The sequence below is a fragment of the Paracoccus zhejiangensis genome (genome assembly GCF_002847445.1).
GTDB lineage: Bacteria > Pseudomonadota > Alphaproteobacteria > Rhodobacterales > Rhodobacteraceae > Paracoccus > Paracoccus zhejiangensis.
In genome coordinates this window covers 3,560,848-3,575,283 of sequence record NZ_CP025430.1, presented here as the reverse complement: position 1 = coordinate 3,575,283, position 14,436 = coordinate 3,560,848, and the positions used below count along the sequence as shown (strand labels likewise).

The following is a 14,436-nucleotide window of genomic DNA, read 5'->3' as shown; positions in this document are numbered from 1 at the left end:
GGTGCCGGTCTGTGTGGTTCAGATCATGAGTCAGAGGCGATTCGGCGTCAATTTCTTTATTGAATCAATGGGTTGCGATTTCATCTCGACACAAGATATTGTGCACCGGCTTGAACGACCGTCTATGATGTGGGGTAACGCCCATATCTAGGAGCGCGCGTTTATGCTCCGGCGTCGGATAGCCCGCATTCACCTCCCAGCCATATCCGGGATGTTGTTGCGCCAAATCCTCCATGATGCGGTCGCGCAACACCTTGGCCACGATCGAGGCGGCGGCAATGCTGAGACAGCGGGCATCGCCCTTGATCACGGCTTCCGCCGGCAGGGTCAGATCGCGCGGCAGGCGATTGCCATCGACCAGCACATGGCAAGGCGGCGTCGCCAGCCCCGCGACCGCCCGAACCATCGCCAGATGCGAGGCCTGCAGGATGTTCAACCGGTCGATCTCCTCGACGCTGACATGGGCGGCGGACCAGTCGCAGTTCTGCATCACCCATTCGGCCAGCGCCTCGCGCCGGGCCGCCGTCAGCTTCTTCGAGTCGTTCAACCCCTCGGGAATGAGGCCGGGGTCCAGGACCACCGCGCAGGCCGTCACCGGCCCGGCCAGCGGCCCGCGCCCGACCTCATCGACCCCGGCCACGCGCCGCGCCCCGCGGTCTAGCGCCGCGGCTTCAAAGCTGAAATCGGGGGCGCTCATGCGGTGATCGTCACCGGCGCGATAACCACCTCCTCAAGGTTCACCCCATTGCCCTCACGGTCCACCACCAGAAAATCGGCGGCGCGGTCCAGCGGCGTCAGAACACCATGCCAGACACCCGCGCGGAGGTTCACCCCCATGCCGGCGGGCACGATGAAGGCCAGCGGCGCGCCGGGCTTGCCGCCCTCGTCCGGGGCCACGACCGACAGCCAGGCATCGGGGCCAAGCGGCATGAAGGCCTGCGACCCCAGCGGATGCCGCTCCAGCAGCGCGCAGTCATAGGGCAGGCTGACCGGCTCGGAGCGGAAGATGGATATGATCGCCTCACCCTCTCCGCGCTCGACCGTGGCCAGCGCATGATGACGCTCGCAGCGCCCGGCATTGATGAACCGGTCGGGCGCCGGGCGCGCGGTCAGAAGCTCGCCATAGGGGGCGAAGGCCTCGGCGGTGATGGGCTTTGCGGTGATCGTGGTCATCGGTTTCCTCTCAGCGAAGGGCGGCAAGGCCGTCCAGAATGCGGCTCAGGAATTGCCGGCGGGCGGCGGGATTGGCCAGACGCGCCACCTCGGTCCGGGCGGCGGCCGACATCTCCTTGCAGCGCGCGGGGTTTGCCCGCGCCCATGCCAGCTTTTCCTCGAGGTCCACGCAATACAGGCTGACCGGGATGTAGTGAACCCATGGCGTGAAACGCCCGGAATAATAGACCTCCCAGCCATCCTCCTCTTTCAGCAGCACCGAGTTCGCGTTGATCGCGCCGATGAAGTTCGAGCCGTGGTCATAGCCCGCAAGCGTCAGCTGATAGCGAAAGCGCTGGAAAAAGCTTCCACCGGCACGTGGGCGTGCGTAGGGAGCCAGCAGCGGATGGCATGCCAGATCGCGGAAGCGCCAGGCGAGGACCATGCCGATATCGACATCGGGATGATCGATCCAACGCCGCAGGAAGGCCAGACGCGGCACATCGCAGAGGCGCGCGAAGATCTCGCCCTGCAATGGCTGTTCATCGCCGGCCGCGCGCAACTGGTCCAGAAGCTGATGCACGGGCCGGCGAGGCAGGCCATCGCGCGGCACAGCACTGCCCGAGATATGGCCTCGCCAGACCAGACGGTCCTCTTTCTCGTCGAAGGGGATGCGGTCCGGGGATTCGGCGCAGGGCTGGCCGGGGGCGGCGATCTCGTGCTGCCCGGGCAAGGGCCAAAGCGCGATGTTCCGCGCGCCCTCGCGGCGGTTATAGGCGAGGATCGGCAGGCTCGGCGGGCCGCCCGAATTCTCGTTGAAGCGGCGGGCATCCTGCATGTCGATGCGCAAGGGATCGGCGCGGCCAAGCCGCAGGACGTCGTTCATTACCCCCTCGGGCCGCGCCCATTTTCGTTCATGGCCACGCGCGGTCATCATGATCGGCGTGCCGTCGCCTGCGCCCTTGCCGATCGCAAAGGGCAAGGGCGCAGCTTTCCGGTCGCGCACCCCGTCCCGACCGTCCCAATCGACATAGATGCCCGAGACATCGCCAATTCCCACGCCGCCGGGGCCCAGGCCCTTCAGGCAGAACCGCGCCAGGTCCTCGACCAGTTCGGGATCTTCCCGTTCGGGGCCGGGGTGAGGGCGGTCCATCGACGTGGCAAGGCGCTGATCCAGCGGAGTCCGGTCTTCGGACTGCCAGCTGTCGTAATCCGGCGACTGGTCGAACGGCTGTGGCAAGATCTGCGTCAGCCGCTGACAGAAGGCAGCCGGCGTTTCCTGCTCCATATTCACCCGGATCAGCCGCGGATCATCGCCCAGAAGCGCATCGACCGCAGCCAGGTGTTCCTGCCAATCACGTCGCCAGCAATCGGTCAGCGCCTCCTCGGGCAGGTCCAGATGATGAGCATAGCAGCGGGCGATCACGCCAGCGTCCCGCGTCATCCGGTCGAGGATCCAGCCATCTAGGTCACGGGTGGTCAGGATGAAGTACGCCTTCGGAAAGGACTTCACGAGATAATCCAGCACCCGCCAAGCCTCGAGCGGCGGGCGGGCCGGATTGTTGACGCGGTGCAGCCCGGTCAACAGGTTCGCATCGCGCAAGGACCGTGGGGGCTTCTGGCCCTTCGCCCGCGCCATCATCAGCGTCTCGGCCAGCGCGCCCCCATCGTTGTGCAGCACCGAGAGCCCGTTCCGGCGGAAGATCTGCGCCAGCCGCTCCTCTCCGCACCAGTCGGGACTGATATGCAGAAACTGCGGACCGTCAGGCGTCATGCCGCCCCGGGTTCAAGCCGGCTGAGGCGGGGCAGGAAGATCGTCAGCACCCCCAGCACCGGCAGCACCGAGCAGAGCAGGAAGACGAAACGGATGCTGGTCGCATCGGCCAGCACCCCCAGCATGGCGGCGGCGATGCCGCCCATGCCGAAGGCGAAACCGAAGAACAGCCCGGCAATCGTGCCGGTGCGCCCCGGCACCAGTTCCTGCGCGAAGACCACGATGGCCGGGAAGGCCGAGGCGAGGATCAACCCGATCACCACGCAGAGGACGCCGGTTGCCACCAGCCCGACATGCGGCAGCATGAGGGTGAAGGGCAGCACGCCGAGGATCGAGAACCAGATCACCTTCAGCGCCCCGATCCGGTCGCCGACAATGCCGCCCAGCATAACGCCAGCGGCCATGCCCGCGAGGAACAGGAACAGCACGATCTGCGCGCCCTGCGTGCCAAGGCCAAAGCGGTCGATGACGAAGAAGGTCAGATAGCTGTTCATGGCAGCGGTATAGATGTTCTTGGTGAAGACGAGAATGGCCAGAACGACGATTGCCCGGATCACCACGGCACGCGGCAGCGTCAGGGCAGGCGCGGGCGTGGCCTTGGCGGCGCGGCGGCGGCCCTCGGCCCAGTCACCGACCCGCCACAGGACTGCCGCGCCAAGTGCCGCGGCCACCGCGAACCAGGCAACCGAGGGACGACCCAGCGGCACCACCACGAAGGCGGCCAGCAGCGGCCCCAGTGACTGGCCGAAATTGCCGCCCAGCTGGAACAGCGATTGCGCCGTGCCGAAGCGGCCGCCCGAGGCGATGCGCGCCACCCGCGAGCTTTCGGGGTGGAACACCGCCGAGCCGATGCCGATCAGCATCGCCCCCGCCAGCAGCATGGAATATTGATGCGCCGTCGCCAGCAGGATCACGCCCACAAAGGTTGACGCCATGCCAAGCGGCAGCGAGCGCGGCTGCGGATGCCGGTCGGTGATCGAACCCACCACCGGTTGCAGCAGCGAGGCGGTGATCTGGAAGCCCGCCGTCAGCAGCCCGATCTGGGTGTAATCCAGCGAGAACTCGGCCTGCAGCAGCGGGTAGATCGATGACAGCATCGACTGCATGACATCGTTGATCATGTGGCAAATGCTGATCGACCACAGCACCAGCCACGCCGTCGCCTGCGCCGGGGCGCCTGTTTGCTGCCGGGTCATCGCCATGGGAGCAATCCGTCCATAAAAACTTGCGTATTGTGCAATTCTACTACCAGCCGCGTCCCTGCTTGAACATCGCAATTCGGCAGCAAACTGCCGAACTTCAAAAACCTCGATTTTTCCGAACAATTTAGTTCAGTTCGGATAGTCTTTTAGATAGCTTCCAAGCCGAGTTCGGTTTTAGGACAATGGGTTCCATCCGCCTATGAAGAAAAGCAGTTCAAGCATGAGTCGGTTACCAGCAGAGGCCGCCACGGGCCTGCGCGGTGTCAGCCCCGAACTCGCGGGACGCAGCACCACGACCTGGCAGGCGGTTCGCAACGAGGTCCTGGCGCGAATCCGGTCACAGGAATGGTCCGCCGGCAAACTGATTCCCACCGAGAAGCAACTGGCGACCGAATGGGGCTGTGCCCGGGCGACGGTGAACCGGGCGCTGCGCGACCTCGCCGAGAACGGCATCGTCGAGCGTCGGCGCAAGGTCGGCACCCGGGTCTCGGCCTCGCCCAGCCTCAAGGCCAGCCGCGAGATTTCGGCCATCCGCAGCGATATCCAGGCGCTTGGCGCCGCCTTCAGCTATCGCCTCTTGCGGAGCGAGCGGATCGGCGCGCCCTCGGGCATTGCCCGGAACCTGCAGATCGCCAGCGGCGACCCTGTGCAATATGTCAACGCCGCTTTCCTGGCCGACCAGGTGCCCTATTGCTGCCAGGTGACCTGGCTGAACATCGCCGCCCTGCCCGATCTCGATGGCGTCGACCTGTCCGAAGGCTCGGCCGAGGAATGGCTGGAACATGCCATCCATCCCAATCACGGCCGTATCGCCATCATGGCCCTGCCAATCGAAGAGGGCAGCGCCGAGACGATGAACCTGCGGCCCGGCACCCCGGTGCTGACGATCGAGCGGACCGACTGGTCAGACAGCACTCCCGTCGCCTTTTCGCGACAATCCTTTCCGCCGGGCCACCGGCTGGTCTATGACCGCTGAGCGGATGGCGGGCTGAGCCTGCGGCCCGTTACTTCGGGCCCTTCTCGCTTTTCTTGAACACGCCCTGCGCCCGGGCGATGACGGTGCCATCCTCGTGGGTCAGCGTACCCTCAAGGAACAGGGTCTTGCGACCACCCCCGGTGATCCAGCCTTCGGCCACGGCACGGCCCGGACGACCCGGCGCCAGAAAGCTGACCGTCAGCGACAGGGTGGTGAAGGGCTGGCGGCCAGTGTCATCGACCGACAGGCTGGCCGTCGCGCCAAGCGCATTGTCCAGAACCGACATGGCGATGCCGCCATGCAGACCATCCTGCCGGTTCAGGTGCTGCGGCCCGATTTCGAGATGGCATCGCGCCCGGCCATCGCCCTGCCCCACATCCAGCACATAGCCGATCAGCGTCTGCGCGCCGGTCTCGTCGCGGATGATGCCGTCCTGCATGGCTGTCCCCTCTCCTCGCCCGTTCCCGGCTTCAGGGGTATCGGCAGGGCTGCAGGGGTTCAAGACCGGGCGGCCGGCGGAAATTCCGCGTGTCGCCGCGACGACATGACCAAAATTTGACGGCCCGCACCACTGGCAAAATCCTGCCGAACAAGGGACATTGCCCGGACCGCCACTTCGGAGAGCCTGATGACCCTGCGCCCTGTTTCCCTGCTCGCAACCCTCGTCGCCGGCGCGTTGCCGGTCCTTGCGATGGCGCAACCGGTCGACAAGCCCTTCAGCGCCGCCGATATCGAGATGGCGACCTTTACTGGCGCTGATCTGGTGCGCGGTCGCACGCCCCTGACCGCGAAGGTGCAGATCCTGCTCGACCGCTCGGGCACCTCGCCCGGGGTTATCGACGGCTTCAAGGGCGGGATGAGCGAAAGCGCCATCAAGGCCTTCGAGCGGCGCGAGGGGCTGGTGATCGACGGCGTGCTGGACCAGCAAGTTTGGGACCTGCTGCAACCCTATGCCACGCAGGGCATGACGATGAATTACACCATCACCCAGAGCGATGCCGAGGGGTTGGTCGACGCGATCCCCACGGATTACGCCGAGAAGGCGGCCATGTCGGCCATGGCCTATACCAGCGTCGCCGAGAAGCTGGGCGAACGCTTCCACATGGACGACAAGTTCATCAGTTTCCTCAACCCCGGCGTGGCGCTGGTGCCCGGCTCGACCATCAAGGTCATGGTGACGGCGCAGCCGATCAAGAAGCAGGTCACCCGCATCATCGTCGACAAGGCCACCCGCCGCGTCGCCGCCTATGACGCGCAGGGCAAGATGGTGGTGGATTACCCGGCGACTGTGGGCTCGGACGCGACGCCCTCGCCCGCCGGCAATCATACCGTGGTCACGGTCGCGCTGGACCCGACCTATACCTACAACCCGAACATCAATTTCAAGCAGGGCAACAATGACAAGGTGCTGATCGTGCCGCCGGGGCCGAACGGACCGGTCGGCAATGTCTGGATCGACCTGTCGAAGCCCACCTATGGCATCCATGGTACGCCGACGCCCTCGAAGCTGTTCGTCAACCAGTCTAATGGCTGCGTGCGCCTGACCAACTGGGATGCGCGCGAACTGGCCGGCATGGTCAAGGGCGGCGTCACCACGGTGGAATTCCTCGAGCCGGGCGTGACCATTGCCGATGTGACGGGCTATGTGGCCCCGACGACGTCGGTTGGCGCGACCGCTCCGACCACGACGCCGGCGACGACCACCGACCCGGCAGCGACGACCGCGACCACCGCGCCGCTGGCCCTGCCCACCGAGGCCCCCGCAGCCACCACCACGACCCCGGCAGTCACCACGACCACCCTGCCCGACCCGGCGACCACCGCCCTGCCCGAGGCGGCCACGGCACCACTGCCGGGACGCGTGCACGAGGACACGACCGAGATCGAAAGCGAGACCGCCGACGCCGAGGACCAGCAATTGCTGGATACCGATGCGCTGAGCGCGGCGCTGGCCAAGGCGCTGGCCGAAGGCACCGTCACGCCACCGACCGAGGCCGAGGGCCAGTGACGGCACGAACGGCAGGCGCGGGACTGGTGCTGGCGCTGATGGCCGGCATGGCGGCGGCTCAAGCCGTCCCCGACCCTGCCGGTGCCGAGCGGCCACCCGAAAAGCCGGTGCAGGCCGAGGCGGCCCAACCCGCACCCGCGCCGCCAGAGAAACCGGCTGAGGCGGCGGAGGAGGCAGCGGATGATGCCGTCGATGCCACCCTGCCCGTCGCACGGCCCGACTCCACGCCCGCAGAGCCTCCTGCCGATGGCCCTGAGGCCGAAGCCGGGGCCGAGCCGGAACCCGAAGCCAGCACAACGCCCCCCGACGATCCGAAACCGGTCGGCCGCCTGATCCCGCCCGAGGAAACCGCCGCGCCTGAACCGCCCGCAGAGCCGAAAGGCCCGCCGGTCCGCGAGACCCTGCGCGAAAGCGATTTCGACTACGCCGCCTGCCTTCTGGCGCTGCATGATCTGGGCAGCGTCTACGAGGAGATTGCCACGATCAGTCAGCCCGACCAGCGCGATTGCGGCATCGCCCGGCCGATCCGGGTGACCGAGATCCTGCCCGGGATCGCACTGCAAGGAGGCGCGGCGATGCGCTGCGACACTGCGCGTTCGCTTGGATTCTGGATGCGCGATTTCGTCCGCCCCGCCGTTGCGCGTCTGCCCGATGCGCCGCGCCTCTCCGGGGTGCAGCTTGGCACCACCTATGACTGCCGTGGCCGCGTCGGCGGCGAGGCCGAGGCCGAGGCGAAGCTGTCCGAACATGCCTTCGGCAACGCCATCGACATCAGCGCCTTCACTTTCCACGATGGACCGCCCCTGCCGGTCGAACCGCGTCAGGACAGCGGCGACCTGGTGGAATCCTTCCAGCGCGCGGTGCGTGGCGCCGCCTGCCTTGAATTCACCACGGTGCTTGGCCCCGGCAGCAATGCCAGCCACAATGACCACCTGCATCTGGATATCGCCGCCCGGAACGGCGGCTGGCGGCTCTGCCAATAGCGGAGGCCGCTTAGCGCCGGTGCTTTTCCATGTCGAGATAGGTCGGATCGAAGCGGGCCAACTTGACCAGGCCGGCCCAGTCCAGGATCTCCACCTCGTTGCCGTTCCAGCGCAGCAACCCGCGATCCCGCAGATCACGCACGGCGCGGTTGATGTGAATCGGCGAATAGCCAAGGATATCCGCCAGTTCCCGCTGCAAAAGCGGCAGGGTGAAGCGATAGTTGTCGGCAGCACCCACAGCGCTCAGCCGGGTGTAGATCTCGCAGAGCAGATGCGCCAGATGCGCGCTTGACCGCAGCGAAGCTGCGGCGACCAGCCATTGCCGGTGCACAGCGGCGTCGATCAGCGTCGACATCCACAAGAGCCGCGTCAGATGCGGATAGCTTTCGGTGATCTCGACCAGTTCCTCGTGATCGACGAATTCGATCTCGGTCGGACCCAGCGATATGACCGAATGTTCGAGGCCGGCCAGCACGAAGCCATGCAGATCGACGAAATCACCCGGAACATGGACGGCGGTGATCACCCGCTCGTCCGGCCGGCCCGACAGCTGGTGCGAGCGCGCCGACATGCCCTGCAGCATCATGCAGCTGCGATTGGCGATCCGGTCGACCGGCACAATGACTTCTCCGGGGCGAAAGCTGACATGCTCCGTCTTCATCGACCGAAGCCGCTCCAGGTCTTTTTCGCCAATCTCATCACGCCGTTGAAGATAGCGGATGAAATACTCGGTTATAGCCATTCCGCTCCTCGTTTGCTGGACCGCGCGGACAGTTGCAAATCGCTCTGGCCGGTGCAATGGCCGCTTCCAAACAACTAACAATGATTAAGCACACAGCGCGAAATCGGTTGCAGTCACTCAACCCGAACGCTGCGTCACCCCGCCTCGGGCTGGCAGGCGCAGGGCCTCGGCCAATGCCACAAAGCTGTCAGCGACACTGTCGCGCCTCAGGGAAATGAAACTGTCGAGACGGGGATAAAGTTTCACCGCCTCGTCCAACTTGGCGTCTGAACCGGGTGCATAAAGCCCTGCGCGGATCATCAGTTCAGACTCGGCATAGGCGCCAAGCGCCGCGCGCGCATGGGCGATCTGGCGGTTCTCGGACAGGCTCGCCGCTGCCGGCAACGAGCGCGAGACCGAGCGCACCACGTCGATGGCCGGAAAGCGCCCGCGCTCGGCAATGGCGCGGTCCAGCACCACATGCCCGTCCAGAACTCCGCGCAGGATGTCGGCGATCGGCTCCTCCATGTCCGAGCCGGCGACCAGCACGCTGAAGATGCCGGTGATGTCGCCCGTCCCCTCGACGCCCGGACCGGCGCGTTCGGCCAGCGACATGATCATGTTCGCGGTCGAGGGCGGAAAGCCCCGGTCGCTGGCCTGCTCGCCCGCCGACAGCGCGATCTCGCGATGGGCCTCGGCGAAACGGGTGATGGAATCGGCCAGGAACAGCACATGCCGCCCCTGATCGCGGAAATGCTCGGCCACCGACATCGCCGCCCAGGCACAGCGCCGCCGCATCAGCGGCGACTGGTCCGACGTCGCGGTGACGATCACCGCCCGCCGCATCCCGTCGGCCCCTAGTGTCTCCTCGACGAATTCGCGCAGTTCGCGACCGCGCTCGCCGATCATGGCAATGACCACAACATCCGCCTCGACCCCGCGCGCCAGCGACGAGAGCAGCGTCGACTTGCCCACGCCCGAACCGGCGAAAAGGCCCATCCGCTGCCCCCTGACCAGCGGCAGCAGCGTGTCAAATACCGCAAGCCCGGTCGCCAGCCGGGACCCCAGCCTGCGGCGGTCGGTTGCCGCAGGAGCAAGCGCGCGATAGGGCCGCGCAACCAGACCCCGCGGCAGCGGGCGACCGTCCAGCGGCTTCCCCAGCGGATCGACGATACGCCCGATCCAGGCGTCCGAGGGTGCGATGACCGGGGCGCCGATCAACCGCGCCTCGACCCCGATAGACAAGCCCTCGATGTTGCCTTCGGGAAGGATGGTGGTCAGGCCGGGGGCCAGCGCCACGACCTCGCCCGTGATCAGTCGCGCGCCCAGTGCTAGTGACACCCGGTCGCCGACCGAGGCCAGCCCGTCCAGCCCGGCGATGCCGATGATCCCGGCGCGGATGCCGGTAACACGACCATAGCGGGTGACGAAACTCGCCTGCCGCATCCGCTCGACGATCGCTGCAATTTTATCCATTTTCCGTTGCTCCGCGCGCGGCCAGTCCGGGCCTGCCGAAACGGTTTCTAAACCTCTTGGGGTTAAGACCGGGTTATCGGAACAGAGGAGAAACCTCGGTGTTTGACCGAATCGAACTGATCAGCATGAGCCGCGCCATGACCGATCACGCAGCACAGCGGCAAACCGTCGTGGCCCGCAACATCGCCAATGCCGACACGCCCGGATACCTGGCGCGCGATCTGGCGCCCTTCGCGGCCAGCTATCGTGCCGTGGCGGCGGACCCGCTGCGCGGCACCAACCCGCGCCATCTCACCGACCCGTTCACGGGCGGCGGCATTGCCCGCACCTTGGCGGATCAGGGCGAGATCTCGCCCAATGGCAACTCGGTTTCGCTGGAAACCGAGATGGTCAAGACGGCGGAACTGCGCAGCGAACATGACCTGTCGCTTGGTGTCTATCGCTCGGCGCTCGACATGCTGCGCACCAGTATCGGCCGGCGGGGCTGAGACCCACCATGACGGAACCCGTCTCTGCCCTGCGCCTCGCGGCGTCCGGGATGCAGGCGCAGGCCGACCGGCTGCGCCATATCTCGGAAAACATCGCCAATGCCGATACGCCGGGCTATCGCCGCAAGCTGGTCAGCTTTGACGAAACGGTCGCCTTTGGTCGGCCCACCGGTGAGGTCGAGGCCTCGCGGGCGATGCTGGACCAGACCGCGCTGCCGCGCATCTTCGACCCCGCAAATCCGCTGGCCGACGAAGCGGGCTACTACGATGGCTCGAATGTCGACCTGGTGGTCGAGATCGCCGACTCGCGCGAGGCCAGCCGCAGCTACGAGGCCAATCTTCGCATGTTCGAGCAGAGCCGACAGATGAGCGCGTCACTGCTCGACCTTCTCCGTCGCTGAAAGGATTTCAGATGATCACCGCCGCACAGGCCGGCCAGGCCTATTCCGCCGCACGCAGCGCCATCACCGGCACCGCCAAGGCTGCGCCCCCATCTTCCGGTCCCGATTTCGCCGCCATGGCGCAGGACTTCACCCGCGTCATGGACCGCGTGGACAACGCCGCGACCGGCGCCATGACCGGCACGGCGCCGACGCATCAGCTGGTGCAGTCGCTGGCCGAGGCCGAACTGGCGCTGCAGACCGTGGTGGCGATCCGCGACAAGGTGGTCGAGGCCTACCAGGAAATCCTGCGGATGCCGGTCTGAGCCGCTGCCATGGACGAGCTGATCCTCTTTGACATGATGCGCCAGGCGCTATTGCTGGCGGTGCGCATCTCGGCCCCGATGCTGGCGGTGGCGCTGGTGGTGGGGGTGGCCATCGGCCTTTTCCAGGCGCTGACCTCGGTGCAGGAGATGACCATCACCTTCGTCCCCAAGGTCGGGCTGATGCTGGCGGTCTTCTGGGTCACCATGAGCTTCATGACCACCGCCCTGTCCGATTTCTACACCGGGCAGATCATCCCGCTGATCGCCGGGGGCTGAGCCATGGAGAACGGCATCTATGCTGCCCTGACGCGGCAATCCGGGCTGATGCGCGAGATGCGCGTGGTCGCCAACAACATCGCCAATGCCAATACCACCGGCTTTCGCCGCGAGGGCGTGATCTTCGCCGAGCACCTGACCCGGCTCGACCGCCGGGGCGAGGGCCTGTCGATGGCCGATGCGCGTGGACGGCTGGTCGATCTGCGCCAGTCGGTCCTCGGCCAGACCAATGGCGCCTTCGACCTGGGGATCGAGGGCGAAGGCTTCTTCATGGTCTCCACCCCCGAGGGCAACCGCCTGACTCGCGCCGGCGCGTTCATGCCGTCGCCCGAGGGCGAGTTGATGAATGCCGATGGCAACCGCCTTCTCGACGAGGGCGAGGCGCCGATCACCATTCCTCCCGGTGCCGGCCAGATCGACGTGGGCGCCGATGGCACCATCTCGGCCAATGGCCAACCCGTCGGCAAGGTCGGGCTGTTCAACGCGGACGATACCCAGCTGACCCACCAGGGCGGGACGCTGTTCGCCTATGACGGCGCGGTTCTGCCCGCCGAGGCAACCGGTATCCGCCAGGGATTTCTGGAGGAATCCAACGTCGATCCGGTCTTCGAGATCAGCCGCATGATCGAGGTCCAGCGTGCCTATGAGCTGGGCCAGTCCTTCCTCGACCGCGAGGACCAGCGCATCCGCTCGACCATCACCGCCCTCAGCCGCTGAAAGGCCCGACCATGAGAGCATTGCAGATCGCCGCCACCGGCATGAGCGCCCAGCAGACCCGCGTCGAGGTGATCTCGAACAACCTCGCGAACATGTCGACCACCGGCTACAACGCCCGCCGCGCCGAGTTTGCCGACCTGCATTACCAGCAGGCGACGCGGCCCGGCAGCATCACCGCCTCGGACGGCACCGTCATCCCGGCCGGTGTGCAGCTGGGCCTCGGCGTGCGGCCCACCGCCGTCAGCGTGAACCTGCAGCAGGGATCGCTGAGCGAAACCAATGGCGATCTGGACCTGGCCATCGACGGGGACGGCTATCTCGAGGTGCGCCTGCCCTCGGGAACCTCGGGCTATACCCGCGATGGCGGGCTGAAGCGATCGCCCGAGGGGCTGGTCGTCACCTCGGACGGCTATGCCGTGACCCCCGAGATCACCATCCCCGACGATGCCCGCAAGATCAGCATCAACGCGGCGGGCGAGGTCTGGGCCTATTTCGCCGACCAGGTCCAGCCGACCATGCTGGGCCAGCTGACGCTCGCCAGCTTCTCGAACGAGAAGGGGCTCGAGGCGATCGGCTCGAACCTGTTCCTGGAGACCGGCGCCTCGGGCGCGCCGATGGTGGCGACGCCGGGGCAAAGCGGCCTTGGCACCCTGCGCCAGGGCTATCTCGAGGAAAGCTCGGTCGATGCGGTGCGCGAGATCACCGAGTTGATCAAGGCGCAGCGCGGATACGAGTTGAATGCCAAGGTCATCACCGCCGCCGACCAGATGCTGGGCGCAACCGTGCAGGTGCGCTGATGCGGCGGCTGATGGTTCTGGCCGCGCTGCTGGCCCCGCTGGCTGCCAATGCCGAGGGCGTCACCGCCGCCCGCACCCTGCCCGCGGGCACCGTGATCGGTCCGGGCGACCTGCTGCCCGCACCCGGCGGCGATGCCGTCGAAACCGAGGCGATGATCGGGTTGCAGACCCGCTTCGTCCTCTATGCCGGCCGGCCGGTCACGCCGGCACAATTGCAGATGCCGCAGCTGATCGCCCGCAACCAGATCGCGCCGCTTGTCTATCGCAGCGGCACGCTGCTGATCGAGACCAGCGGGCGCGCCCTGTCCGAAGGCAGCGCCGGCGAGGTAATCGCGGTGATGACGCTGGACACGCACCAGACCGTCAGCGCGCTGATCGCCCCCGATGGCCGCCTGCAGATCTCGCGCTGAGGAAAGACAACCGATGAAAGCCCTGCCGCTTTTCCTTCTGCTCCTGTCCCTGTCGGCCTGCAGCCGCGTCGCCAACCTGGGACAGGCGCCCGACATCACCCCACCCCGGCAATCGACCGAATTCATCGCCATGACCGAGCCGCCGCTGCTGCTACCGCCCAGCACCGGCCGGCCCGAAGCGGCAGCCTCGCTCTGGACCGCGCAACCGGCCTCGCTGGTCGCCGACCGTCGCGCCACCATGCGCGGCGACATCCTGACCGTGGTGATCCAGATCGACGACAAGGCCGAGATCTCGAACAGTTCGCAGCGCTCGCGCAAGGCCGGCGACAAGGTGAACATCCCCGCGCTGGCGGGCCTGCCGCAGCGGATCGACGCCAAGCTGCCCGAGGGTGCCAGCATGGAGGATCTGGTCGATGCGAATTCCAGCTCGACCTATGCCGGCGAGGGCAATGTCTCACGCCGCGAGAAGCTGACCCTGCGGGTGGCGGCGACGGTTCTCGACACGCTGCCGAATGGCGTGCTGCAGATCGAGGGCAGCCAGGAGGTGCGGGTGAATTACGAACTGCGCGAGCTGACCGTCAGCGGCTTCGTCCGCCCCGCCGATATCAGCAGCCGCAACGAGATCGCCTATGACCGGATTGCCGGGGCGCGGATCTCTTATGGCGGGCGGGGCCAGATCAGCGACGTGCAGCAGCCGCGCTATGGCCAGCAGGTCGCCGATATTCTGCTGCCCTATTGAGGTCCTGATGC

Annotated in this window: 18 protein-coding genes; 11 read left to right on the top strand and 7 right to left on the bottom strand. The window is 66.6% G+C overall.

Annotated features, from left to right (window positions below):
• Positions 1 to 64: 64 nt before the first annotated feature.
• Genes CX676_RS17365 through CX676_RS17350 form a run of 4 tightly spaced genes read right to left on the bottom strand, consistent with a single transcriptional unit; the run spans position 65 to position 4,128 of the window.
• Positions 65 to 697: a ribonuclease HII gene (locus tag CX676_RS17365; RefSeq protein ID WP_101753675.1), complete on the bottom strand. Its 633-nt coding sequence runs from the start codon at positions 695 to 697 to the stop codon at positions 65 to 67.
• Complete coding sequence (locus CX676_RS17360; RefSeq protein WP_101753674.1) at positions 694 to 1,173, bottom strand: ureidoglycolate lyase; 480 nt, start codon at positions 1,171 to 1,173, stop codon at positions 694 to 696. The genes CX676_RS17365 and CX676_RS17360 overlap by 4 nt, the downstream gene beginning before the upstream one ends.
• Before the next feature lie 10 nt (positions 1,174 to 1,183).
• Positions 1,184 to 2,926: a glycosyl transferase family 90 gene (locus tag CX676_RS17355; RefSeq protein WP_101753673.1), complete on the bottom strand. Its 1,743-nt coding sequence runs from the start codon at positions 2,924 to 2,926 to the stop codon at positions 1,184 to 1,186.
• Complete coding sequence (locus tag CX676_RS17350) at positions 2,923 to 4,128, bottom strand: MFS transporter (protein WP_101753672.1); 1,206 nt, start codon at positions 4,126 to 4,128, stop codon at positions 2,923 to 2,925. The genes CX676_RS17355 and CX676_RS17350 overlap by 4 nt, the downstream gene beginning before the upstream one ends.
• 220 nt (positions 4,129 to 4,348) lie before the next feature.
• Between CX676_RS17350 and CX676_RS17345 the strand changes: the two genes are divergently transcribed.
• Entirely contained in the window at positions 4,349 to 5,104 is a 756-nt protein-coding gene (locus CX676_RS17345; protein ID WP_198590235.1) for a GntR family transcriptional regulator, read from the top strand.
• 28 nt (positions 5,105 to 5,132) lie between these two features.
• On the opposite strand, the gene CX676_RS17340 is transcribed toward CX676_RS17345, so the two are convergent.
• Positions 5,133 to 5,543 carry a PaaI family thioesterase gene (locus CX676_RS17340; protein WP_101753670.1) on the bottom strand — a complete coding sequence of 137 codons (411 nt, stop codon included), beginning with the start codon at positions 5,541 to 5,543 and terminating at the stop codon, positions 5,133 to 5,135.
• A gap of 189 nt (positions 5,544 to 5,732) precedes the next feature.
• Here CX676_RS17340 and CX676_RS17335 point away from each other — a divergent pair, with 189 nt between their 5' ends.
• Entirely contained in the window at positions 5,733 to 7,112 is a 1,380-nt protein-coding gene (locus tag CX676_RS17335) for a L,D-transpeptidase family protein (protein WP_101753669.1), read from the top strand.
• A complete protein-coding gene (locus CX676_RS17330) occupies positions 7,109 to 8,095 on the top strand; it encodes an extensin-like domain-containing protein (protein ID WP_232816508.1) in 987 nt (328 codons plus the stop codon). The genes CX676_RS17335 and CX676_RS17330 overlap by 4 nt, the downstream gene beginning before the upstream one ends.
• Positions 8,096 to 8,105: 10 nt before the next feature.
• Here CX676_RS17330 and CX676_RS17325 read toward each other — a convergent pair whose 3' ends face one another.
• Together CX676_RS17325 and CX676_RS17320 are read right to left on the bottom strand one after the other, a co-directional pair.
• A complete protein-coding gene (locus CX676_RS17325) occupies positions 8,106 to 8,837 on the bottom strand; it encodes a Crp/Fnr family transcriptional regulator (protein WP_101753668.1) in 732 nt (243 codons plus the stop codon).
• Positions 8,838 to 8,954: 117 nt separating this feature from the next.
• Positions 8,955 to 10,292, bottom strand: coding sequence for a FliI/YscN family ATPase (locus CX676_RS17320; protein WP_101753667.1), 1,338 nt, complete (start codon positions 10,290 to 10,292; stop codon positions 8,955 to 8,957).
• Between the two features lie 98 nt (positions 10,293 to 10,390).
• Here CX676_RS17320 and CX676_RS17315 point away from each other — a divergent pair, with 98 nt between their 5' ends.
• Genes CX676_RS17315 through flgH form a run of 8 tightly spaced genes read left to right on the top strand, consistent with a single transcriptional unit; the run spans position 10,391 to position 14,425 of the window.
• Positions 10,391 to 10,780, top strand: coding sequence for a FlgB family protein (locus tag CX676_RS17315; RefSeq protein ID WP_101753666.1), 390 nt, complete (start codon positions 10,391 to 10,393; stop codon positions 10,778 to 10,780).
• Between the two features lie 8 nt (positions 10,781 to 10,788).
• Positions 10,789 to 11,181, top strand: a complete 393-nt coding sequence (flgC, locus tag CX676_RS17310) for a flagellar basal body rod protein FlgC (RefSeq protein WP_101753665.1) — start codon at positions 10,789 to 10,791, stop codon at positions 11,179 to 11,181.
• Positions 11,182 to 11,192: 11 nt separating this feature from the next.
• Positions 11,193 to 11,486: a flagellar hook-basal body complex protein FliE gene (locus CX676_RS17305; protein ID WP_101753664.1), complete on the top strand. Its 294-nt coding sequence runs from the start codon at positions 11,193 to 11,195 to the stop codon at positions 11,484 to 11,486.
• 9 nt (positions 11,487 to 11,495) lie between these two features.
• Positions 11,496 to 11,762, top strand: coding sequence for a flagellar biosynthetic protein FliQ (locus tag CX676_RS17300; protein ID WP_101753663.1), 267 nt, complete (start codon positions 11,496 to 11,498; stop codon positions 11,760 to 11,762).
• A 3-nt stretch (positions 11,763 to 11,765) separates the two neighbouring features.
• Positions 11,766 to 12,479 (top strand): flagellar hook-basal body complex protein, encoded by a 714-nt coding sequence (locus CX676_RS17295; protein WP_101753662.1) that lies wholly within the window; start codon positions 11,766 to 11,768, stop codon positions 12,477 to 12,479.
• Between the two features lie 11 nt (positions 12,480 to 12,490).
• Positions 12,491 to 13,276 carry a flagellar basal-body rod protein FlgG gene (flgG, locus tag CX676_RS17290; RefSeq protein WP_101753661.1) on the top strand — a complete coding sequence of 262 codons (786 nt, stop codon included), beginning with the start codon at positions 12,491 to 12,493 and terminating at the stop codon, positions 13,274 to 13,276.
• Positions 13,276 to 13,686, top strand: coding sequence for a flagellar basal body P-ring formation chaperone FlgA (flgA, locus tag CX676_RS17285; RefSeq protein WP_101753660.1), 411 nt, complete (start codon positions 13,276 to 13,278; stop codon positions 13,684 to 13,686). Before flgG ends, flgA begins: the two co-directional genes overlap by 1 nt.
• 13 nt (positions 13,687 to 13,699) lie before the next feature.
• Complete coding sequence (gene flgH, locus CX676_RS17280) at positions 13,700 to 14,425, top strand: flagellar basal body L-ring protein FlgH (RefSeq protein ID WP_101753659.1); 726 nt, start codon at positions 13,700 to 13,702, stop codon at positions 14,423 to 14,425.
• The last annotated feature ends 11 nt before the right edge of the window (positions 14,426 to 14,436 follow it).

Excerpts from the sequence above, each read along its gene's own strand:
- CX676_RS17365 (WP_101753675.1), bottom strand. The coding sequence starts at position 697 with ATGAGCGCCCCCGATTTCAGCTTTGAAGCCGCGGCGCTAGACCGCGGG.
- CX676_RS17360 (WP_101753674.1), bottom strand. The coding sequence starts at position 1,173 with ATGACCACGATCACCGCAAAGCCCATCACCGCCGAGGCCTTCGCCCCC.
- CX676_RS17355 (WP_101753673.1), bottom strand. The coding sequence starts at position 2,926 with ATGACGCCTGACGGTCCGCAGTTTCTGCATATCAGTCCCGACTGGTGC.
- CX676_RS17350 (WP_101753672.1), bottom strand. The coding sequence starts at position 4,128 with ATGGCGATGACCCGGCAGCAAACAGGCGCCCCGGCGCAGGCGACGGCG.
- CX676_RS17345 (WP_198590235.1), top strand. The coding sequence starts at position 4,349 with ATGAGTCGGTTACCAGCAGAGGCCGCCACGGGCCTGCGCGGTGTCAGC.
- CX676_RS17340 (WP_101753670.1), bottom strand. The coding sequence starts at position 5,543 with ATGCAGGACGGCATCATCCGCGACGAGACCGGCGCGCAGACGCTGATC.
- CX676_RS17335 (WP_101753669.1), top strand. The coding sequence starts at position 5,733 with ATGACCCTGCGCCCTGTTTCCCTGCTCGCAACCCTCGTCGCCGGCGCG.
- CX676_RS17325 (WP_101753668.1), bottom strand. The coding sequence starts at position 8,837 with ATGGCTATAACCGAGTATTTCATCCGCTATCTTCAACGGCGTGATGAG.
- CX676_RS17320 (WP_101753667.1), bottom strand. The coding sequence starts at position 10,292 with ATGGATAAAATTGCAGCGATCGTCGAGCGGATGCGGCAGGCGAGTTTC.
- flgC (WP_101753665.1), top strand. The coding sequence starts at position 10,789 with ATGACGGAACCCGTCTCTGCCCTGCGCCTCGCGGCGTCCGGGATGCAG.
- CX676_RS17305 (WP_101753664.1), top strand. The coding sequence starts at position 11,193 with ATGATCACCGCCGCACAGGCCGGCCAGGCCTATTCCGCCGCACGCAGC.
- CX676_RS17300 (WP_101753663.1), top strand. The coding sequence starts at position 11,496 with ATGGACGAGCTGATCCTCTTTGACATGATGCGCCAGGCGCTATTGCTG.
- CX676_RS17295 (WP_101753662.1), top strand. The coding sequence starts at position 11,766 with ATGGAGAACGGCATCTATGCTGCCCTGACGCGGCAATCCGGGCTGATG.
- flgG (WP_101753661.1), top strand. The coding sequence starts at position 12,491 with ATGAGAGCATTGCAGATCGCCGCCACCGGCATGAGCGCCCAGCAGACC.
- flgA (WP_101753660.1), top strand. The coding sequence starts at position 13,276 with ATGCGGCGGCTGATGGTTCTGGCCGCGCTGCTGGCCCCGCTGGCTGCC.
- flgH (WP_101753659.1), top strand. The coding sequence starts at position 13,700 with ATGAAAGCCCTGCCGCTTTTCCTTCTGCTCCTGTCCCTGTCGGCCTGC.